The sequence below is a fragment of the Vreelandella janggokensis genome (genome assembly GCF_031451615.1).
Lineage (GTDB): Bacteria > Pseudomonadota > Gammaproteobacteria > Pseudomonadales > Halomonadaceae > Vreelandella > Vreelandella janggokensis.
The window spans coordinates 227,135-247,383 of sequence record NZ_JARWAJ010000004.1 but is presented as its reverse complement, the minus strand read 5'-3'; the positions used below and the strand labels follow the sequence as shown (position 1 = coordinate 247,383).

Here is a 20,249-nt window from a genome sequence, read left to right as displayed (position 1 = left end):
AGATTGTACCTTTGACGCTGCCCGGTTCACAGCAGCGTGCATCTCGCTATACTGTGCGCCTGTTCTCCGTTTTGCCCATTTGCCATTTGAGCCTGTCATGACACGACACCGCCACCTGCCCGATGATGACGATATCAGTGCTTTCCGCCAGGCGCTGAAAGCCGCGGGCGTGCGTCGCATGGCCACCAATCAGGCCGACCCCGGCAAACCCAAGCGCAATGATGATGCCCAGCAGGCCAGACGGCAGGCGGCGGTGGAAAGCAGTACCTTTGCCACCAGCGGCCGCACCTCCGACGGCCGGGTCGAGGCGGTACGTCCTTCCGAATACCTGGAATTCAGCGTCGCCGATTTGCCCTGGCGCACCTTCAGCCAACTCAAGCGCGGCCAGACGGCTTGGCAGGCTGGCCTAGATTTACATGGCTACACCCTTGAAGAAGCCCGGCTGGAGCTAGAGAGCTTTCTGCGTGACGCGACCGCTCAGGGGCTTCGCTGCGTGCTGGTTGTCCACGGCAAGGCCTGGGGCACCACTGCCGATTTTCCAGTACTTAAAAGCCACACCAATGCTTGGCTGCGCGAGTGGCCCGGGGTCCTGGCATTCTGTTCCGCCATCGAGATCGACGGCGGCACCGGTGCGGTCTATATCCTGCTACGTAAGCGCGGTCAGTAGGCTCGTTATTCTGCCACACCCGATTCTTGCGCATCCGACGCACTATCGGGCACGTGCCGCGCCAGGGCTTCATCGGCCAGGTGACGGCCCAGGCGGATCAGATCCTTGGCACGGTGAAACTCGTAGGTACTGCACACCGTTTTGGGCACTTCGATGAGAATATCGGGCGGGTAACCGGCAATTTTATATTTGGCCAGTGCCGCCTGGGTAATATCGAATGATTCGAGGATCATATCCAGCTTGCCCCATTCCCGCTTGCCGCGAAGGTCCATCGTTTCATCCACCTCACCCTCTTCTTCGCTACTGCTGCCCAGTTCGCTCCATAGCCGCCGCGTGGTGGCGCGCACCTCGTCCATCCAGCCGCCAATATTGGCATCGCGATCACGCTCCCGGGTGGTGCGGCTGTCGTTATTCTCATCCTTGGGAAGCAGTGCCTCCAAAGACACCGGCTGCGGGCTGTGGGCAGTCACGTTCACCGCCACCACAAAATCTGCCTCGTGGGCGGCCAGTATGGGCATCATGGGCAGCGGGTTCAGCAGACCTCCGTCGACCAGTACCTGATCCCCCAGATGCACAGGGGTAATCACGCCGGGGACGGCGATTGATGCCCGTATCGCGCGCAGCAGCGGGCCGTTTTGAAACCATACCTCGCGCTGGCGCACCAGATCAGTGGCCACGGTGGTCACCGGAATCGGCAGGTCTTCCATCAATGTATCGCCCACCAGCCCTTCCAACTTGCTCATGATCTTGCTGGCCCGCATGGCACCCATTGGGCTCCAGGTCACATCGACCAGCCTGAGCACATCCAGATAGTCCAGATCACACACCCATTCGCGATAGTCAGGCAGTTTACCCGACGCATAAATACCGCCTATCAGCGCGCCCATGGAACACCCGGCGATCGAGATGATCTCGTAGCCCCGTGCCTCCAACGCCTCAATCACGCCGATGTGTGCATAGCCCCGGGCACCGCCGCTACCCAGCACCAGTGCCACTTTATTACCTCTCGATACACTGCCATCGGTCAGGCTCTGTTCGTTCATCGCTCGTTTCCTACGACTGATCCCGACGTTTCATTAATGATTGCGTCATCACCTCGGCAACCCCAGATACCGCCTTGGGCTCCAGGTGAAGGTGATGACCGCCTGCCAGTACATGGCGTGTTAAGTGCGGTACCGCCTGGCGGGCTTTTTCTGCCCAGTCGCGCTTGCCTAAGATGCCCTCCTCACCTTCTATCAATAGCACCGGTGCCTGGATGTCGGCCAGTAGCGCTAACACCTGGGAAGGTGTAAAGCGTACCAGCGATGGCTTCAACAAGCGGCTGTCGGTGCGCATCTGCACGTGTCCGTCGGCCGTTACGTCGGCATTGCGCTCCACCAGCGGCGTGGCGGTGATGGTGTCTAACGGTGTAACGCCACCGGCCACTCGAGCCGCCACCGCGGTGGCCAGATCAGGATAACGCGGCGCCCGGGAAATGGGCCGCCTATGCGCCATTAACCCCTTGCGCAGTTGGCTTGTCGTGTCACCAGAGGGCGTATTGAGCGCACCCAAGCCATCCAGCAGCGTCATGAACTCAATGCGCTCCGGCACGGCGGCAGCCAATAGGCAGGCCACCGCGGCGCCCATGGAGTGGGCGAGCAATGCCACTCGCTCAATGGCCAAATCGTCCATGGCATCAAGCACGTCGTGGCAATAATCCCACAGCGCATAATCCTCGCCCGCCGCCGCATGTGCTGAATGCCCGTGACCACGAAAATCGATAGCCACAATGCGAATATCCAGTGCTTCCACCAGCAACGGCGCTAACCGTGAAAAACTCGCCGCGTTATCGAGCCAGCCGTGGAGCGCCAGCCAAGTAGGGGCCGCATCACGCCCCCAGCTCAGCGCCGCCAGACGACCTTGGGCGAGGTAAAGGGAATGAGGATAACGCGTTGCAGTGGGTTGAGACATTATGAACCTATCCTAAGCAAACCAACCGCCCCAGGCGGCAAGATGACGGCATAAAGCACAAACGGTACCATGCCAAACACCAATGTCTGTACAAAATTACGGGCGCTCGCCAACGTCCATCTTTTTCCTGCTAATGAGGCTTTTATGAAACCCCACCGTGACACCCGAACACGCAACTGGGTCTTTTTTATCGCCGTGACCAGCGCCATTGTGGTGGGCCTCTGGCTGGCAAGATAAACCTTCACGAAGGTTCCTAAAGACGGCCAGCCCTTGCAATTTTCTCCTCATGGCCAAATACTGTATATAAATACATATACTGCCAGTGAGGAGGCTGACCATGACGCAGCCGTTATCGCCTATCGCGCCAGCCGTGCCGTTAACGCATCAGTCGCTGCCCTTTCCTCCCCTACATGGCCGCGCTGGGTTTAGCGGCTTCCCCTCCCCCGCCCAGGATTACGAACCGCGCACGCTGGATCTCAACGTGCGCCTGATCAAGAACCCCACCCACACGTTTTACCTGACCGCCACCGGTGACAGCATGGAGGGTTGGGGGATTTTCGATCGCGACCTGCTGGTGGTTGACCGCAGCCTCTCGCCCCGTCTGGGGCATATTCTGGTGGCCATGTTCGACGACGAACTTCTGATCAAGCGCTACGCGCTCTATCGCGGCACGCCGCATTTGTGCTCCGCTCACCCCCATTACCCACCGCTGCCCCTGAAAGACAGCGAGTGTCAGGTATGGGGGGTGGTTCGGGCGGTCATTCACGAATACCTGCGGTGATGTAACGGTCATGATCGGTCTTGTCGACGCCAACAATTTTTACGTCAGCTGCGAACGCGTCTTCCAGCCTTATCTGGAAGGCAAAGCCGTTGGTGTGATGTCCAACAACGATGGCTGCGTTATTGCCCGCTCCGCGGAAATGAAAGCGATGGACATTCCCATGGGCACTCCCGCCTTCAAACTGGAAGGGCTACGCCAGCGCGGCGAGATTCATCTGCTGTCATCCAACTATGAGCTGTATGGCGACATGTCGGCACGGCTCGCCCAACTGCTGCACGACGCTTGCCCCGACATCGCCCCCTACTCCATCGATGAAATGTTTATCTACCTGGAGGGCATGAGCAAGCACCAGTGCCAGGCTCTGGGTGAGCGCCTACATCGGGACATACATCGTTGCCTTGGATTACCGGTATGCATCGGTCTGGCACCGACCCACACCCTGGCCAAGCTCGCCAATCATGCGGCCAAGAAGCAGCCACACTACCAAGGCGTTTGCCTGCTTGGCGGGAATGATGCCAGCACCAAAGCCTTGCTAAAGCAAACGCCGGTCAGCGAAGTATGGGGCGTGGGCAGGCGGCTTGCCGAACGGCTTGCCATTAGCGGCATCCATAGCGCCTGGGCGTTACGCGAGTGCGATAAAAAACAGCTGCGCAAACGCTTTTCCGTGGTGCTGGCACGCACTGCCCTGGAACTGCGTGGCACCCCCTGCCTGGAAATGAACGCGGTGGATCAACCCCGCCAGCGCATCATGACATCCCGCTCTTTCGGTCAACCCACCAGGGTAAAAACTCAGGTACACGAGGCACTGCGCCGCCATGCCCAGCGTAGTGCCGAAAAACTTCGCGAACAGCACAGCCTGGCACGCTCGGTGATGTTGTTCCTGAAAACCAACCGCCATCGTCGAGACCAGCCACAGTACTTTCCCCACACCCTGGTCGCGTTACCCACCCCCAGCGACGATACGCGCGTTATTCTCGACGCCGTCCGCCAGGGCCTTGAACAGATATATCGACCCGGCTATCGGTTCATGAAAGCCGGCGTGATGTTGCTGGATCTCGTCGATGCCCAACAGCATCAGCTATCGCTGCTCGATGCACCCGCTCGACACCATCCGCTGCTAATGGCCACGGTGGACGCCATCAACCAGCGTATGGGGCAAGACACGATCCGCTTCGGGATGACCGATGACGACGCGCCATGGCACCTACGCTGTGCCCACCGTTCCAACCGTTTTACCACGCGCTGGGATGAGCTACTGGAAGCCGGCACTCACCCCGGCGCGATTGCCGATGCCCGGAAAAAACGGCAACAGCCGAAGCCGTAACAGCCCTCAGCGGTGCTTCCACACATGGTGCAGACGCGGGCTTAACGTTTCGCCCAACGCCACCATGGCACCCAGAATCACCAGTAACCACGGCCAGTGCGCGACAAACGAGACCTGATAGATTCCCAGCGCGTCGATAAAGATCACCACAATCCCGAGCGGGCTAACGTAACGCACCATGGTCAGCCACAGCGCATAAGGCAGCGGCGCAAGCCCCAGTTCATCGCGAAACGTCTCGCTCTTCAACACAAAGCCTGCCAGCACGACCATGCCCAGGCCGCCCAGCGGCATCATTAAGCGCGAGGTCAGGTAGTCCAGCCAGTCAAAGAAATTCTTCCCCGCCAGCGTCCAGTCGGCGCCCAGGTTGAACGACAGCATCGCCAGGGTACTGATCAGCCATAGCACGATACCCGTGCCCCACGAGGCTGCTTTACGCGAGATACCTTTGTTATCACATAGCCAGGATACCGTCGCCTCGACCATTGAAATCGCCGAGGTCAGTGCGGCCATCGACAGCATCAGGAAAAACAGAATGCCAAACAGCGTGCCCAGCGGCATCGCTTGAAACGCCAGTGGCAAGCTCATGAAAATAAGCCCTGGGCCTTCAGCAGGATCCATGCCGTTGGCAAAAATCACCGGAAAAATGGCCAGTCCGGCCATTAACGCCACCACGGTGTCGGCAATCGCCACGCTTAGCGTAGTGCGGCCGATGGAAGTCCCTTTTGGTAGATAGCTGCCGTAAGTCAGGATTGCCCCGGAAGCCAGCGATAGCGTAAAAAACGCGTGCCCCAGCGCGGCCAGCATGCCTTCACTGGACAGACTGCCCGCATTGAAAGAAAACAGGAAACTGAACGCCTGACCAAAGCCGCCGGAGAAAACGCCAAACACAATCAACAGTGCCAGCATCAATACCAGCCCTGGCATCATCCAACTGACGTTCTTTTCAATGCCTTCCTGTACACCTTTACCGACGATCAGCATGGTCAGCAGCGTGACCAGGGTGCTCCAGAAGCCCAGATTCCAGGGGTTAGCGTTATTGGCCCCAAACACCGCGGCCATATCGTCAACGCTGCTACCCGAAAGTCCGCCGGTCAGCATCTTCCAAAGGTAGGAGAACGACCAGCCTGCCACAACGACATAAAACGACAGAATCATGAAGCCGCAGAGCATCGCCATCCAGCCGATCAATGACCATGCTGAAGACCGACCGGACTCGTTGACCACCCGCCGAATGGCATCGACCGGGCTACCCAGGCCGCGCCGCCCAAAGGCAATCTCGGTCATCATGACCGGCACGCCCACCGCCAAGATACAGGCGAGGTAGACCAGCACGAAGGCCCCACCACCAAATTCACCGGTGATATAGGGAAACTTCCAAATATTGCCTAATCCAACGGCCGAGCCCGTCGCTGCCAGCATAAAGCCCCAGCGGCCTAACCATTGGATGCGCGGTTGCCCAGAAGACGCCATGATCTACCACCCTGTTGGAAAAAAGCGCTTATCCTAGGGATTTTGCAGCGAATGCGCAAAAAATCGTGGCGCGCGCTCGTCGATTACGAGGCGTAAACCGCCGCTTTGGCGTCGGCATCGAGACGCTGCGCGGTTTGGTCGACGCGCCGCAGCCAGGCGAGCAACAGCGCCCCCAGAGCTACAAAGCCACCCGCCAGCCAGAGGCCGACGTTATAATGGCCGGTCACCTCCGCCAGCATGCCGGTGAGCGCCGGGGCGATGATCTGCGCGCTGCCGTAGGCCAGGGTCATTTTGCCCATCAGCCTTGCCGGGCTGGCGGGATATAACCGACCCGCCATGGTCAGCACCAGGCTGACACAACCCAGAAAGGTGCCGCCATAAAGCACTGCGCTGAGCAGCACCGCCGCCAGATTCGTTGTCATGGCGGGCAGCACAATACCGATAACCTGTAGGCTCATGGCCAGTATCAGGGCTCCCAAATAGCCGATACGGCGCGCCACAAGGTCCCACAGGATGACCGCAGGGGCCGCCGCCAGCCCCACCAATGCGAAGGTCCAGTTACCGGCACCGGCCAATAGCGGTTCGCGTTCCACAATCGTGACAATAAAGGTGGCGCTGATCACATAGCCATAACCCGCACAGAAATAGGCGGCCAGCATCCAGCGCATAAAGGTATGGGTGGGTGGTTTAGCGGCGGCGGTCTTATCCCCCGAGGTACCGGTCACGACAGTCGATGGCCGCGGCAGCCAGCGCCAGGCGGGCACCAACAGCCCTACCGCGAGCACGCTGAACGCCCACCACTGCGCCTGCCAGTCCATTGACAGCGCCAGCATCGCTTCTACCGCAACGGCAGCGATCACAATGCCCAGGCCCAACCCGGCGAAATGCATGCCCAGTTCAACGCGCTGGCGGTGCTGAATCAGCCAATGCATGATCAGCCCAGAGGCCAGCAGCATCGCACCGCTGCTTGAAAACCCCGCCAGAAAGCGCAGTCCCGCCCAGAGCCAGAAATGCTCGGTCAAGGCCATACCCGCCGTGGTGAGCACTGCCAGCACCAGACACAGCCGATACAAGGTATCTTTGACATGGATGCTGCGCACGGTTGCCGCCAGCAGGGCGCCGAGCATATAGCCGGCGTAGTTCAGCGCTGCCAGCCAGCCGCCATCGGCGTCGCCTATCCAACTCTGCTGCTGCATGACGGGCAATAGCGGCGTATAGGCAAAGCGCGCCACCCCAATACACAGCAACTGACTGAACACACCCGCCAGCAGCACCTTGAAGCGCTGGGAGCGAAGGGTAGCGGTGGTCATATCGACGCCCTCGTCGTGAGCTCATGATTGCCATATGCGGCTTTACTAAACCCATCATAAGCTGAACCTCACTGACATGGCATCGTCTAAACGTCGCCTGCCAAGTGCGCGTATGGTTGCATAATCTGGCACACTAGGCTGCATTATCCACCAACGGGAGAAAGCTGAATGAGCGATAGTGCAAAACCCTGGACACAACCGATGCCTGACGCGCAATTCAAACTGATGCGCGATATTCTTGCCGCCCCCAGCCCTGTGGGCCTGGAGGCAGCGATGACGTACGGCGTGCTAAAACCGCATTTTGAGTCTTTCGCCCCTGCGGACTGGCATCTGCACCAGTTCAAGGGCAATGCGGGCGTCGTGCTCGACACCCATCCCGGTCAGGATGACATGTTCAAGGTCATGATCATCGGCCATGCGGATAAAATCCGCATGCAGGTCCGCTCCATTGGTGAAGACGGCAAGATCTGGATCAACACAGACTCCTTCTTGCCCACCGTACTGGTCGGCCATGAAGTGAAGCTGTTTAGCGAAGACCCGGAAGCCCCCGGCAACTACCGCTGCATTGAAGGCGGCACGGTGGAAGCCCTGGGCGCCATTCATTTTTCTGACCCCGCCATGCGCGATGGCAGCAAAGGCCTGAAGAAAGAGCAGATCTATCTGGACCTGCAGATCCACGGCGAAAACAAGAAACAGCAGGTATTGAACCTCGGCGTACGCCCCGGCGACTCGATTATTTTTGATCGCCCTATTCGCCCCGGCTTCAGCCCCGACACCTTCTACGGCGCCTATCTGGATAACGGCCTGGGCTGCTTTGTAACCGCTGAAGTAGCGCGCTTAATTGCCGAGGCAGGCGGCACCCAAAATGTACGCGTATTGTTCGCGATTGCCAGCTACGAAGAGATTGGCCGTTTCGGCAGCCGCGTTATGGCGGGCGAAATGAAACCTGATGCGCTGATTGGCGTCGATGTGAACCACGACTACGTGGCCGCTCCCGGCATCGGCGACAAACGCATGCAGCCGTTAGAGATGGGCAAGGGCTTCACCATGGCGGTGGGCTCGATCGCCAGTGAACAGTTGAACCGCGTGATTGCCGAAGCCGCCAAGGCGAACGAGATCCCCATGCAGCGCGACATGGTCGGCGTTGATACGGGCACCGACGGTATGGCAGGGGTGTTGGCGTCTGTAGACAGTGCCGCCACGTCGATTGGTTTCCCGATCCGCAACATGCACACGATTTCGGAAACCGGCAATACACAGGATGTATTGGCCGCCATCCATGCGTTAACCCACACACTGAAAGCGCTAGATAAGCTGCCTGACCTCAAGCGTGAATTCCTCGATAACCATCCACGCCTTGACCAGGCAAGCCCACTCGGCCATCAGGGCAGCGACAAACCCGACGAGGAAAAAAACGACGATAAAGCCGATTAATTGCGGCGTGTCCCATGAAAAAACCCCGACCATCTCTGGTCGGGGTTTCGTCATGTCTTCCTTGAAAAGTCTTCACGAACGTCCTGTTCGTGCATCCTTGAGTCCATCAAGCGTCCTGCTTGGTTTTCCCTAGTGCGCATCCTCTGCGCTAGATGTTCACAGTGCACTTCTAAAGCCTTGGTTTATCTAACCCAGGATATGAAAGCCGAAAAAAATGATTAATTTGCTCACCGATGTCATCGCAATGGCCTATGGTTAATAGTCCACCACTTGTCGCTGCCGGGTTGTGTGACGAGTAATTCACGGCTAGGCCCAACAACACCCACGGGTAGGAGGTCAGCGTGCAACCTATCATCATCAACTACAAAGTTCGCGGTGTTGACATCATTTGTCGCCGCTGCGGTAATTTCGAATCAACCACCTCAGTATTTTTAGCCCGCTTTCGCCTCGAAGGTACTGGCGAGCAAAGCGCCGTCTTGCGCTGTTTGAGCTGCCAAACCAGCACCGGTATACCGCGAAGTGCGCTCGATACGCTGACGCACGCCCGCGCTGGTTGACGCTGGGCTTTTTAACGCCCCCATCAAACGATGCTATCGGCCAGAGGCGGCAATATTGTCGCCTCTGGCTTGTATAAGCCAATAAATTAGAAGAAATTAATATAAATATTTTACATGTAAACAATAAAATTTATTAACTGGACAACTCGCGTGGTTAGTCAAGATTTTACTGATCGGGTCGATAAGTACTATGTGGCTGGTTCTCACACATAACACATATTATCGACATCATCAGGAAGCATTATGACGCGCATGACAACAACACAAAAACTGTGGGGTACGCTTGCCATTATCTGGATCGCCATGCTGTTAATGGTCGGATGGCTGGCATGGGAAAATCGACAAACCATCGAGAGTGAACGGCGGGATAGCCTGCAGTACGTTATCGAAAGCGTACATAGCCAGATTGAGGCGCTCCAGGCAAAAGTCGATGCAGGAGAACTGAGCCTTGAAGAAGCCCAAGAGCGGGCCGTAGACAACATGGCCAGCGTTCGCTTTGGGGACGGCGAGTATATTTTTGCGTTTGATAACGACCTGAACATCGTTTCTCACCCTAGCCGCGATACCGGCACCAGCATGACGGACTACCAGGATGCCAGCGGCCTACTGCTGTATGCCGAGCTGCTCGAAGTGGCGCAGGCTGGAGGCGGTCACGTGGGTTACTACTCCACCCGCCTGGGCGGTGAGGAGCAAATTCCCAAGTTGAGCTACGTCGACCACTTGCCCGAATGGGGATGGTCGCTGGCCTCCGGCGTGTATGTCGACGATATCAACGCGGCGTTTGTGTCGAGTCTGATTCGCTCAGCCGTTATTTTGCTGATCATTGGGGTGCCGGTGACGCTACTGATGGGCTGGGTGATTCGCGATGTGTCCCGCCGTTTAGGGGGTGACCCACGCTACGCCGCCAGCGTGGTTCGGCATATTGCCGACGGCGATTTAACGCGCACGACACAACTCTCCGCCCGCGATCAGCAAAGCCTGCTGTTTGATATTGATCGTATGCGTGAAACGCTATCAGACACCATTGGCAGCATTCACCAGAGCGCGGATAACGTGAACACCTCTGTTGAACAGATCGTCGGCGTTAACGAAGAGTTATCCACGCGGACAGAACAACAAGCGGCGTCCCTCGCCGAGACCGCTTCCAGCATGGAGCAACTGACGGCAACGGTAAAACAAAACGCCGAACACGCTGACCACGCAAGCCAGTTGGCAAGCAAAACCACCGACAATGCTCAGCAAGGTAGCGAAGCGATGGCATCGGTGATCGATACCATGTCGACGATTAACGATAGCGCGAAACAAATGAGCAGTATCATCGAGACGATCGACTCGATTGCATTTCAAACCAATATATTGGCGCTTAACGCCTCTGTTGAAGCGGCTCGGGCGGGTGAACAGGGGCGTGGCTTTGCTGTGGTCGCCAGTGAAGTCCGCCAACTGGCCAGCCGTTCAGCGGCAGCGGCACAAGAGATTAAGACACTGATCGACAACTCTGACACCCATATCACGCAAGGTAGCCGCCAGGTGCGCGACACCGGTAGCGTGATTAGCGGTATCGTCGACAATATTCGGCAGCTTGATACGTTAGTGAAAGAAATCTCGGCGGCTACCAAGGAACAAAGCTATGGCATCGAGCAGGTCAACGAGGCTGTCACCCAGATGGATCAAATGACCCAGCAAAATGCCGGACTGGTACAAGAAAGCACCGGGGCCACCCAACGCTTGGCGGATCTCAGCTTTGAGCTACGCCAGCGGGTTTCACATTTCCAGATTGCCGGGTCCCAAGCCGCAATGCAGACCCTTCCCTCCTCTCACCATGGCTAAATAAAGCCTTTCTGGCTGGGCAAGTCCCTTACATGGCCTGCCCAGCCAGTCCTCGCACATTGGCTAAAACCACCTTAAACATCGCCCTGGTTATCCAGCTCTACTGCCTCATGCATTCGCGTTAGAATGTCGGGCACCGCTGCCTGAACGCGGTTCCAACTGGGAATAAAGGGTCGTTCGCGGGGATTATCCAGAAACAGGTTGCCCGCTTCCAGCAGGTTGCTGGCGAACAGTTCAACGGCCTGCTCTTCGCTGTGACGATCCAGACTCAAACCGTTCATAGTGGCGTCATGGTCATAAGCCTCGATCAGGTCCAACGCCAGCCGGTAGTAGGTGGCTTTCAGGGTGCGAAAATCTTCACTGCTGAACGTGATCCCTTGAGTGGCCAGCTTTCGGTAAAGGGCTTTGGCGATATCCAGGCTCATGCGGTTCAAACCGGTATCAGGGTTTTCCTCGCTGACCGGCTGGTGCTTATGGTCGTAGGCATCGGCAATGTCGACCTGACAAAGCTGACGCGGCGAGTAATTGCGCTGAAGCTCGGAGAGAACGCCAATCTCAAGCCCCCAGTCTGCCGGGATGCGGATCCCCTCCAACACGTCGCTACGCATGGCGAACTCACCCGAGAGCGGATAGCGGAAGCTGTCCAGGTAATCGAGGTAAGGCAACGGACCACACACAGTTTTTAGCGCCCTCAGCAGCGGCGTCACCATCAGGCGCGATACTCGCCCGTTGAGTTTTCCCTCGGCAATGCGCGGGTAGTAGCCCTTGCAGAAACTGTAGTTAAAACGGGGATGGGCAACCGGGTACATCAATCGCGCCAGCAGCCCCCGGTCGTAGGTCAGAATATCGCAGTCGTGCAGCCCCACCACCGATGACCGCCCAGACGCCAATACATAACCCGCGCAATACCAGACGTTGCGCCCTTTACCAGGTTCAAGTGCGCCCAGCCCGTGCTGTTCAAGCTCGGTGTCCAGGGCACGCAGGCGGGGCCCGTCGTTCCATAGGATACGTGTGTGCTGAGGCAGGCGTGAAAAGAACTCCCGTGCATATAAAAACTGCTCGCGATCGGCCCGGTCCAGGCCAATCACGATCTCGCCGAGATAGGGTACCTTGACCAGTTCATCGACAATGGCCGAAAGTGCCGGACCCTCAAGCTCTGAAAACAATGATGGCAGGATCAACCCCATCGGGCGCCGCCGGGCAAACTGGCTGAGTTCTTCTTCCAGCGCCTCAACCGGGCGACGCGTCAGATTGTGAAAGTCAGTAATCACGCCGTTCTGGTGGAAATCACTCATGCGTTTGCCTCCTTTGCATCACGCGGATTGGTCGGCGTAAACGCGTTACCCCACCAGTGAGACATGCCTTCTACCCAGCCCTCGGGGCCAGTGGCTTGTGTGCGGTAAAGATGGGGGTTAGTAGGGTCAACCGTCAGCTCATGGTGGCCACGGATCACGACCGCCTGATCGACGACGTTTAACATCGACACGTCGTTGGGGCCATCGCCCAGGCCGATGGACAGCGGCTCACGACCGCGCAGCGCCCGGAATCGCCCAACCAGCCAGGTGACCGCACTGCCCTTGTCGGATGCACGACCCATAACATGATAAAAGCGGCCACCCTGGGTAAGTTGCAGGCCGTCACCTTCCAGGGCGCGGCGAAACGTCTCCAGCGACGCGTCATCGTCGTGCCACAGCAAGGGCTCGCTACCCTCGCGCTGGCGGGCAAGTTGTGCCTGGATAGCGTCGAGTCCGGTCAGCCCCGTCAAGTCGTCAAGGGTAAGCTCACTCATCGGGGTAAACCGCACATCGAGCCGTTTGCGCCAGACCTTCAAACGGGCCCGAATAAAACCAATATCAACGCTTGGATGCTTGATGACCATCCCGTCGCGGCCGTTGCCCGGCCGATCCAGCCGCGCGTGGCACCAACCAGGCGGAAGGCCGATGACAGCACCATTTTCAGCCACGAACGGGGTCATCGTTAGCCCAAGCGTTTCACGCAGAGGAAGCAGTTCAGCACGCGTTTTACTGGTCACGGGGATCACCGGTATCTTCGCCTGCTTTAATCGGGCGAGCCAAGTCCTCGCCGGGGAAGCGTCATAGCTATGGTGGTCAAGCAGCGAACCGTCGAGGTCGGTGACCACTAGGCGCGACAGCTCCACTTGGTCATCGGGGGGCGCCGAAGCGCTGGCGTGTTCAAGCATGGCGCAGCCTCTCTACTGCTAAGCGGTGGACGCGCTCAATCACCACTTGTTGGAGATGGCGATGACAGCGTGTTTATTGCCTAGCACAATACGTGCCAACACTTTTAACGCTTTGATATCCATAAGGTGGAGAGGGGGAACACCCAGAGGCGAGAACGGGTGCCCCCGAGGCAGACATTGCAGCGCGCTTTTTTGGTGCACTCAGAGAGGGCATGCACAGGCACCAGCGCCAGGATGGTGCCGCCCAGCATTACATTTGATAACAAAAAAACCAATACAAAGCTTGGCAAGACTTAATAAATAGCTATACTCAAATTGTACCCACTGGCAACCCTGTACACCCCACCCCCCTCTGCCAGTGGGCTGCAGTGAGCCAAGCCCTTTATGCCCGCCTTCCCCGGCGGGCTTTTTTTCTGCAAGGGTTTTATTCTACGTGGATGACAACTTCGACTCGGCGGTTACGCGCCCGCCCTTCTGCCGTGTCATTATCTGCCAGGGATTGAGTAGCCGCCAGCCCAACGGCACGTAAGCGATCCGATGCAACGCCCGCCTCTTCCAAGGCCTCCACAATCGCGATCGCCCGGGCACTGGATAGCGCCCAGTTGGATGAATATTCAGGGGTGTCAATCGTTCGACTATCCGTATGGCCCTCAACCCATACTTCACCGTCATAACGCTGGATGGTGTCAAGCAACGTGCTGATCAGTTCGCTTCCACCATCGGTTAACCCCGCTTCTGCTGAGGGAAACAGCAGCTTGTCCTGCACTCGCAAACTGATACCTTCTTCTACCCGTGAGACTTCGACACCTTCTAAATCAGGTAGATAAGGGGAGCTCTCCATCTGCTCTCTCAGGGCCAATGCAGCGTCAATGGCATTATCGCTGAGCGTCTCGACATTACTTGGGGGATTATCCGTGAGGACCACCATATAATCAGCCAGCGGAAATTGAAGCGCTGACTGTTCAACCGGCACCAAGGGCATCGGCAAACGGCGTTCAGGCAACGCGGCTGGTGATTCTGCTACCGGGTCAGGCATGGCGAGCAGCGGGGGGACACCCCGCGTGGTTCGTCTGGGCCGCCCAGCCACCCCCTGAGCCGCCGTGATCGTGCTGGTCAGCAACTCGCCACCCAGCCAGTTGGTCGAATATCTTCGCTCATCACGCATATTGGCAAGGGCTTCTGGCAGCGGTACTTCAAGCGGCGGAGGCGAATCAAAAAGCGGTTCAGGTGGTGGTTCTGTGGCCATCCACGCCGGGCTTGTGGCACCGGCTGCCGCAATAATGATCACAAACAGCGCCACCAGCAGCGTCATGATATCGATGTAGCTCACCATCCAGATGCTACCGCTGTCATCTTCACGGTACGGGGACATGAGCGAGTCGTGGCGAGGTCCACTGCGGTGATCTTCAAGCATCCGTGTGATTACTCATTCAAGTTTTTGGCCCCCTGGCCGACTATTAATGCGTGGCGTTGTCATTAGCGCTGCCTAGTCTATCAAAAAGCCGTTTCGTAGCGAGAAGGAACCACCCGGTGCGCACCCGTAAAATTGATATACCCTCGTCAGCGCTACGCCCACTCGTCATCGGCATGGCCTGTCTGACGCTAAGTGGCTGCTTCTATGCCAATACCTCGCAAGCGCCCATTGCCACTACGTATCCCTATAGTGAACAGCAGCGCATGCAGGCTGCCCATCACTGGAATGTTCTTGCCCGCCATGAGGCGACGCAGATCCTGAAGCGCGAGCGTGTCCGTTTCCGCGATTTACACATCCCGGATGCCCCGCAAGACGCCAACCACGCCTACAGCGGCGGCGAATTTGGCCGCGGCTTTCGGACTCTGCTCACCAGTGAACTGGTCTCGCGCGGTGCCAACCTGACCACCAAACCTCTGCCCAGCAGCGCCGAGGTTCATATTGACGTTGACGTCGTTGAGCACCGGGATCGAGACTTTGTACGCCCACCGATGGGGGCATTCACCGCCTTGGCAGGCGGTATAGCCGTGGCCGCGATACCGATCAATCAATGGGCGGAACCCGCCCTGGGACTTATCCCGGCCGCTGTCGCCGCTGACGTGACCAGCGGCAGTTGGACACACACCGGTAACGAAGAGATCATCGTCACCACCCAGATTCTCGACGGTGAGCAAATCCTCTATTCATCGTCGAACATTTATTACATTAACAGCGGCGACCGACGTCACTATGCGCCCGACCGTACCCCCTCAGCGCCGTCAACGCCGTCGGTTTCCATTACGGATAGGTGGTAATGCCATGTCTGCGATGTCATTTTCCGTTATGCACTTAACGCGCCCGCTTTCCGCTATCCGGTGGTTAACGGCCGGTCTTTTTGTATTGAGCCTTATGGGTTGTAGTGCGCTTGGCGGCGGTAATACGCAACAACAGGAACCCGCTCCAGACCTGCCCGAACTTGCACAAAAAGCGGCTGAGCAGATGGTGGCAAGCAACCCCGACATAACACGTTATAGCCCCATGATTGCCGCGACGTTCGTGAGCATCGACAACCTGAGTCAATCCTCCACGCTTGGGCGTATCAGCTCGGAACTCATGGCATCGGCACTGGGGCGCCAGGGCATGCAGGTGCGCGAGGTCAAGATGCGCGACAGCATGTTTATCGAAGAAAGCGTTGGCGAGCTGATCCTGTCTCGGCAAGTTCAGCGTCTGAGCGCACAGCACGATGCACGCTCCATCTTGATGGGAACCTACGCACAGGGGCAGGATTATGTCTACGTCAGTGCCCGCGTGGTGCGTTCAAGTGATGCCATGGTCCTGGGGAGTGCCGACTTCAGGCTTGCGTTGAACAACAATACGCGCAGCCTGCTTGAAAGCCAGGGCGGCTGGTAACGCCCAAAACACACGAACCCGCGCTTAACGGCGCGGGTTCGTGGCAAGTGCCCAACGGTTAATTGCCGACTAGGACGCTAGGACTGTTTCACCTTGCTGATAACCCACAGCAACACCACAGCGCCGACGATGGCCGTTACCAGTGACCCGATAAACCCACCGGCCTGCAGACCCAACAGGCTAAACAGGAAACCACCCAAGACGGCGCCCACAATCCCGACGCCGATATTGCCCAAAACGCCAAAACCTCCGCCTCGCATGATGTTGCCAGCAATCCAGCCAGCCAGACCACCAATAATCAACCAAGCAATGAAACCCATATCGCCTCCTTTCCGTACCTGTGGTTAATGTTATCCTGTTTCCTTGCGTGTTTTAACATAGCACACGGCGTTAATAATATTCATTGACAGTGGCTACGCTGAAAAAAGGATTGCCTATGATTCCCGACTCCCTCCAGCAGTTGCTTGATGGTGTAGACGGCCAGCAAACGTCTCACTGGCAAGGCCGCGACCTTGTACTGTTCAACGCCCCCTGGGGGGAACTGATTGTCTCGCTGCAAGGTGCCCAGGTGCTGCACTTTCGACCACCCAATGACCTTGGCTGGTTATGGGTAACCCCCACCCCACAGCCCATGCCTGGAGCCATCCGTGGCGGCATTCCGCTTTGCTGGCCCTGGTTTGCCGATGAACGCTACGCTGACGAAACGCCCGACCGGAGCGGCACCTTCCACGGCTTGGCGCGGCATGCCGACTGGCGGTTGGAAGCGGCCGATGAACATGCCGAGGGAATCGAACTTCACCTCTCCCCGACGCAGCCGTTGCACTCCCAACTGACGGTGCGCGCGGTCGTCCAGGCCAATGCCCAGCGGCTCGCAGTGGAATTGATCACTGAAAACGTGGGCGAAAGCCCGGTAAAGGTCAGTGGCGCACTGCATTCCTATCTCGCGGTCGACGATGCTCATCAGTGCCGGCTGGAAGGGTTGACCGGTGCACGCTATCTCGACAAGCTGCGCGACTTTGCGGAAAGCGAGCAGCAAGGCATCCTGGCCATTCGCGGTGCGGTAGACCGTATCTATCACTCCAACGAAGCCGTGATGCTTCATGACGGCCCCCGCACGCTGCGCATCGGCAAACAGTCCAGCGATTCCACCGTGGTGTGGCACCCGGACCAACAGCCCCCTGCTGATACCTCTATCGAGGCCGCCAAACGCTTTGTGTGTGTCGAGGCCGCCAATACCCGTCTGGATCCCGTATGGCTGGTCCCCGGTGCCCAACATCTACTGGGTACCACGTTAAGCAGAAGCTGAGCTTTGCAAACCTTGATAGAGGACAACGCGCCATGCGCCAGCCGTTTCATCGCGAGCTGAGTAACCTGATAGAACGCGGCCGCGACCGCCAGCTTCGGCTGGCGGTCACCGGCCTCTCCCAGGCGGGCAAAACGGCCTTTTTGACCTCCCTGGTCAATCAACTCCGCCACGCTGGCGTTGAAGCACAGCTAGACCTGCTGCCGGCAGCCCGCGAGGGGCGCTTGCTCGGCGCCCAACGCCTTAACCAGCCTGACCTGGGCGTGCCGCGATTTCCCTACGACCCGGGAATGGCCGCGCTGCGCGATACCCCACCCCGTTGGCCTGAGCCCACCCGGGGGATCAGCGAACTGCGTCTGCAGTTACGCTACCGCCCCGCTCATCAGGGCTGGTTAGCGCCCGACATCGCCCACCTCACGCTGGATTTATTCGATTACCCCGGCGAGTGGCTGCTCGATTTACCGCTGCTGCAGCACGATTTTTACAGTTGGTGCCAGGCACAGCCGCTGCACTCAGGCGACCAGCGCCGCGCCATGTTCCAAGAATGGCTGACCGAGGTGGAAACCCTCGACCCCGCTGCCGACGCCGACGAAGCGCAACTGGCAAGCCTAGCTGAAGCTTATGCTCAGGGGCTTCGACGCGCCAAACAGGCCGGGTTCTCCAACCTCCAGCCGGGGCGGTTTTTATTGCCAGGCGAGCTGGACGGGGCGCCGGTATTGCAGTTTTTCCCGCTTCCCAAGCTCAATATGCCCAAAGAACAACTGGAGGCACTTCCTCCCGACAGCCTGTATGCCACCCTGGCGGCGCGCTTTCGCTACTACCAGCAGCAGGTCGTGCGCCCCTTTTACCGTGACCATTTCCGCCGCTTCGACCGCCAGATCGTCCTGGTGGATGTATTGGGTGCGCTCAATGCCGGGCCTGAGCGGTTCGAGGACCTGTCCCAGGCGCTCAGCCAGCTGATGCACAGCTTTGATTATGGCCAGCGAAGCCTTTTGACGCGGCTGTTTGCCCCCAAGATCGATAAGCTGGCTATCGCCGCCACCAAAGCGGACCATGTCACCCCCGACCAGCACCGCCATGTCGTACAACTGCTGGAAGCTCTGCTGGCCGAGCCGCTCAAGGATCTGCGCTTTGCCAACATTCCTGTCAAGGCACTTTCGCTGGCCGCGATTCGTGCCACCGAAGCCCGCGAAGTGGTGCATAACGGTCAGCGTTCGCCCGCCCTGCGGGGCACCACGCTTGAGGGCGAAGATGTCCTGGTGTATCCCGGCGATGTGCCGCCCCGCTTGCCGACGCACGACTTCTGGCAACAGCAAGGCTTCGACTTCCCCAGCTTTCGCCCAATGGATACGCGATCTGAAGCCCTTGGTCACATTCGCATGGACGCCGCTATCGATTGGCTGATTGGAGATAAACTCACATGACCACCCCTCAGCCACGTCGGCACTTCAGCCTTGATGACCCCCAGGAAACCCGCGACGGTCCTGATGCCGAGCTGCGCCAGCGTAAAACCTTTACGCCTACCGATCACCACCAGCCCCTGCCCCCTTCCGCCGAGGAAAAAGCCCTCCCCGAGGCTCGTCTAGGCGCGCCGCGCAAACGCCGCTGGGGGCTGATGCTGGCGCTGGGCGGGGGCGCCGTATTGGGCACCCTGGAACTGGCCACGGGTATTCCCGAGGCGATGGCCCAGTCCCAATGGTTGACGATGGCCTGGCAGGCATTCGGCATTGGTTTGATCGGACTGGGCGGATTATCGTTGCTCAAGGAACTGGGCCGCTTAAGACGCTTAAAACGCCACGACCGGCTGCGCAGCGACCTGGCCGAGTTGCCTGAACGCTCTGCCAAGCAAGCCCAGCAGATGGCCGAACAGCTCAAACGCCAGCTCAAGCTGGCCGACGATGATCCGCACTGGCAAGCGTTCAGAGGCGCCTGTCAGCCACACCATAGCGGCGAAGAGATCCAGACATTATTGCGCTACCACCTCCTCGCCCCCCGGGACCGGGAAGCACAGCGCTTGATTACACGCATGTCCGGCGAAACCGCCATCATGGTGGCAGTCAGCCCCCTGACACTGGTCGACATGGCGCTGGTGGCCTGGCGCAGCCTGGCGATGGTGGATCGGCTATGCCGTCTTTATGGCCTTGAACTGGGCTACGCCAGCCGTCTGCGGCTGTTTCGCCACGTGTTGCATAACATGGCGTTTGCCGGGGCAAGCGAGCTCGCCACCGATGCCAGCATGGATATGCTATCGCTGGATCTGGCCAGTCGCCTGTCCGCAAGGGCCGGCCAGGGCCTCGCCACCGGACTGCTCAGCGCCCGCCTTGGGCTACGCGCGCAACAACTGTGCCGCCCGGTGGCTTTTACCGCCGAAGAGCAACCCAAACTCAGCGACTTGCGCCAGGATCTGTGGCGACAAATCAAGCGCCTCGACAAGGAAACCACGCCCCAAGACCGCTCATCCCGGCAGTAAACATCCTGATAGGCGGCTTCCGTTGAAAGCCCGTTAGGTTTCAACGCTGATTGTCGCCATGATAGTCGCTTGTCTCACCATTCTCGAATGAGGAGA

Annotated in this window: 19 protein-coding genes; 11 read left to right on the top strand and 8 right to left on the bottom strand. The window is 58.5% G+C overall.

The window, feature by feature from the left end:
• The first annotated feature begins 97 nt into the window (after nt 1-97).
• Nucleotides 98-667 (top strand): Smr/MutS family protein, encoded by a 570-nt coding sequence (locus QC816_RS12975; RefSeq protein WP_085917397.1) that lies wholly within the window; start codon nt 98-100, stop codon nt 665-667.
• A 5-nt stretch (nt 668-672) separates the two neighbouring features.
• Here the strand turns inward: QC816_RS12975 and QC816_RS12970 are convergent, their stop codons facing one another.
• The gene (locus QC816_RS12970) at nt 673-1,710 is read right to left on the bottom strand and encodes a patatin-like phospholipase family protein (protein ID WP_085917396.1); all 1,038 of its coding nucleotides are present in this window, start codon (nt 1,708-1,710) and stop codon (nt 673-675) included.
• 10 nt (nt 1,711-1,720) lie between these two features.
• Complete coding sequence (locus tag QC816_RS12965) at nt 1,721-2,617, bottom strand: alpha/beta fold hydrolase (protein ID WP_309782710.1); 897 nt, start codon at nt 2,615-2,617, stop codon at nt 1,721-1,723.
• A gap of 337 nt (nt 2,618-2,954) precedes the next feature.
• Here QC816_RS12965 and QC816_RS12960 point away from each other — a divergent pair, with 337 nt between their 5' ends.
• Nucleotides 2,955-3,398, top strand: a complete 444-nt coding sequence (locus tag QC816_RS12960; protein ID WP_085917394.1) for a LexA family protein — start codon at nt 2,955-2,957, stop codon at nt 3,396-3,398.
• A gap of 10 nt (nt 3,399-3,408) precedes the next feature.
• Complete coding sequence (locus tag QC816_RS12955; RefSeq protein WP_309782706.1) at nt 3,409-4,722, top strand: Y-family DNA polymerase; 1,314 nt, start codon at nt 3,409-3,411, stop codon at nt 4,720-4,722.
• Nucleotides 4,723-4,728: 6 nt separating this feature from the next.
• On the opposite strand, the gene QC816_RS12950 is transcribed toward QC816_RS12955, so the two are convergent.
• Both QC816_RS12950 and QC816_RS12945 read right to left on the bottom strand, forming a co-directional pair.
• Entirely contained in the window at nt 4,729-6,192 is a 1,464-nt protein-coding gene (locus QC816_RS12950) for a sodium-dependent transporter (protein ID WP_199285041.1), read from the bottom strand.
• 83 nt (nt 6,193-6,275) lie between these two features.
• A complete protein-coding gene (locus QC816_RS12945; RefSeq protein WP_309782703.1) occupies nt 6,276-7,502 on the bottom strand; it encodes a YbfB/YjiJ family MFS transporter in 1,227 nt (408 codons plus the stop codon).
• A 168-nt stretch (nt 7,503-7,670) separates the two neighbouring features.
• On the opposite strand from QC816_RS12945, the gene QC816_RS12940 reads away from it, so the two are divergent.
• The 3 genes from QC816_RS12940 to QC816_RS12930 all read left to right on the top strand — a co-directional run bounded on the left by QC816_RS12940 (nt 7,671) and on the right by QC816_RS12930 (nt 11,320).
• Complete coding sequence (locus QC816_RS12940; RefSeq protein WP_199285039.1) at nt 7,671-8,936, top strand: M20/M25/M40 family metallo-hydrolase; 1,266 nt, start codon at nt 7,671-7,673, stop codon at nt 8,934-8,936.
• A 341-nt stretch (nt 8,937-9,277) separates the two neighbouring features.
• Nucleotides 9,278-9,493 (top strand): hypothetical protein, encoded by a 216-nt coding sequence (locus QC816_RS12935; protein ID WP_085917389.1) that lies wholly within the window; start codon nt 9,278-9,280, stop codon nt 9,491-9,493.
• 243 nt (nt 9,494-9,736) lie between these two features.
• Nucleotides 9,737-11,320, top strand: coding sequence for a methyl-accepting chemotaxis protein (locus QC816_RS12930; protein WP_199285038.1), 1,584 nt, complete (start codon nt 9,737-9,739; stop codon nt 11,318-11,320).
• A gap of 74 nt (nt 11,321-11,394) precedes the next feature.
• Here the strand turns inward: QC816_RS12930 and QC816_RS12925 are convergent, their stop codons facing one another.
• The 3 genes from QC816_RS12925 to QC816_RS12915 form a co-directional block, all read right to left on the bottom strand.
• Nucleotides 11,395-12,615: a glycosyltransferase family protein gene (locus tag QC816_RS12925; RefSeq protein WP_085917387.1), complete on the bottom strand. Its 1,221-nt coding sequence runs from the start codon at nt 12,613-12,615 to the stop codon at nt 11,395-11,397.
• The gene (locus QC816_RS12920) at nt 12,612-13,520 is read right to left on the bottom strand and encodes an HAD-IIB family hydrolase (RefSeq protein WP_199285037.1); all 909 of its coding nucleotides are present in this window, start codon (nt 13,518-13,520) and stop codon (nt 12,612-12,614) included. The genes QC816_RS12925 and QC816_RS12920 overlap by 4 nt, the downstream gene beginning before the upstream one ends.
• Before the next feature lie 424 nt (nt 13,521-13,944).
• On the bottom strand, nt 13,945-14,934 hold the full coding sequence (locus tag QC816_RS12915; RefSeq protein ID WP_264827636.1) for an OmpA family protein: 990 nt from the start codon (nt 14,932-14,934) through the stop codon (nt 13,945-13,947).
• Nucleotides 14,935-15,107: 173 nt separating this feature from the next.
• Between QC816_RS12915 and QC816_RS12910 the strand changes: the two genes are divergently transcribed.
• Together QC816_RS12910 and QC816_RS12905 are read left to right on the top strand one after the other, a co-directional pair.
• Nucleotides 15,108-15,785, top strand: coding sequence for a hypothetical protein (locus QC816_RS12910; RefSeq protein ID WP_085917520.1), 678 nt, complete (start codon nt 15,108-15,110; stop codon nt 15,783-15,785).
• Between the two features lie 4 nt (nt 15,786-15,789).
• Entirely contained in the window at nt 15,790-16,380 is a 591-nt protein-coding gene (locus QC816_RS12905) for a FlgO family outer membrane protein (protein WP_176243616.1), read from the top strand.
• A gap of 77 nt (nt 16,381-16,457) precedes the next feature.
• Here the strand turns inward: QC816_RS12905 and QC816_RS12900 are convergent, their stop codons facing one another.
• On the bottom strand, nt 16,458-16,700 hold the full coding sequence (locus QC816_RS12900; protein WP_085917384.1) for a GlsB/YeaQ/YmgE family stress response membrane protein: 243 nt from the start codon (nt 16,698-16,700) through the stop codon (nt 16,458-16,460).
• A 116-nt stretch (nt 16,701-16,816) separates the two neighbouring features.
• Here QC816_RS12900 and QC816_RS12895 point away from each other — a divergent pair, with 116 nt between their 5' ends.
• From QC816_RS12895 to QC816_RS12885, 3 genes are read left to right on the top strand one after another with little or no spacing between them, the layout of a single operon-like run.
• Nucleotides 16,817-17,686: a D-hexose-6-phosphate mutarotase gene (locus tag QC816_RS12895; protein WP_199285034.1), complete on the top strand. Its 870-nt coding sequence runs from the start codon at nt 16,817-16,819 to the stop codon at nt 17,684-17,686.
• Nucleotides 17,687-17,718: 32 nt separating this feature from the next.
• On the top strand, nt 17,719-19,107 hold the full coding sequence (locus tag QC816_RS12890) for a YcjX family GTP-binding protein (RefSeq protein ID WP_085917382.1): 1,389 nt from the start codon (nt 17,719-17,721) through the stop codon (nt 19,105-19,107).
• Nucleotides 19,104-20,153 carry a YcjF family protein gene (locus tag QC816_RS12885; RefSeq protein ID WP_199285033.1) on the top strand — a complete coding sequence of 350 codons (1,050 nt, stop codon included), beginning with the start codon at nt 19,104-19,106 and terminating at the stop codon, nt 20,151-20,153. Before QC816_RS12890 ends, QC816_RS12885 begins: the two co-directional genes overlap by 4 nt.
• Nucleotides 20,154-20,249 lie beyond the last annotated feature (96 nt).

Coding starts and splice junctions, on each gene's coding strand:
- QC816_RS12975 (WP_085917397.1), top strand. CDS start 98: ATGACACGACACCGCCACCTGCCCGATGATGACGATATCAGTGCTTTC.
- QC816_RS12970 (WP_085917396.1), bottom strand. CDS start 1,710: ATGAACGAACAGAGCCTGACCGATGGCAGTGTATCGAGAGGTAATAAA.
- QC816_RS12965 (WP_309782710.1), bottom strand. CDS start 2,617: ATGTCTCAACCCACTGCAACGCGTTATCCTCATTCCCTTTACCTCGCC.
- QC816_RS12960 (WP_085917394.1), top strand. CDS start 2,955: ATGACGCAGCCGTTATCGCCTATCGCGCCAGCCGTGCCGTTAACGCAT.
- QC816_RS12955 (WP_309782706.1), top strand. CDS start 3,409: ATGATCGGTCTTGTCGACGCCAACAATTTTTACGTCAGCTGCGAACGC.
- QC816_RS12950 (WP_199285041.1), bottom strand. CDS start 6,192: ATGGCGTCTTCTGGGCAACCGCGCATCCAATGGTTAGGCCGCTGGGGC.
- QC816_RS12945 (WP_309782703.1), bottom strand. CDS start 7,502: ATGACCACCGCTACCCTTCGCTCCCAGCGCTTCAAGGTGCTGCTGGCG.
- QC816_RS12940 (WP_199285039.1), top strand. CDS start 7,671: ATGAGCGATAGTGCAAAACCCTGGACACAACCGATGCCTGACGCGCAA.
- QC816_RS12930 (WP_199285038.1), top strand. CDS start 9,737: ATGACGCGCATGACAACAACACAAAAACTGTGGGGTACGCTTGCCATT.
- QC816_RS12925 (WP_085917387.1), bottom strand. CDS start 12,615: ATGAGTGATTTCCACCAGAACGGCGTGATTACTGACTTTCACAATCTG.
- QC816_RS12920 (WP_199285037.1), bottom strand. CDS start 13,520: ATGCTTGAACACGCCAGCGCTTCGGCGCCCCCCGATGACCAAGTGGAG.
- QC816_RS12915 (WP_264827636.1), bottom strand. CDS start 14,934: ATGCTTGAAGATCACCGCAGTGGACCTCGCCACGACTCGCTCATGTCC.
- QC816_RS12910 (WP_085917520.1), top strand. CDS start 15,108: ATGGCCTGTCTGACGCTAAGTGGCTGCTTCTATGCCAATACCTCGCAA.
- QC816_RS12905 (WP_176243616.1), top strand. CDS start 15,790: ATGTCTGCGATGTCATTTTCCGTTATGCACTTAACGCGCCCGCTTTCC.
- QC816_RS12900 (WP_085917384.1), bottom strand. CDS start 16,700: ATGGGTTTCATTGCTTGGTTGATTATTGGTGGTCTGGCTGGCTGGATT.
- QC816_RS12895 (WP_199285034.1), top strand. CDS start 16,817: ATGATTCCCGACTCCCTCCAGCAGTTGCTTGATGGTGTAGACGGCCAG.
- QC816_RS12890 (WP_085917382.1), top strand. CDS start 17,719: ATGCGCCAGCCGTTTCATCGCGAGCTGAGTAACCTGATAGAACGCGGC.
- QC816_RS12885 (WP_199285033.1), top strand. CDS start 19,104: ATGACCACCCCTCAGCCACGTCGGCACTTCAGCCTTGATGACCCCCAG.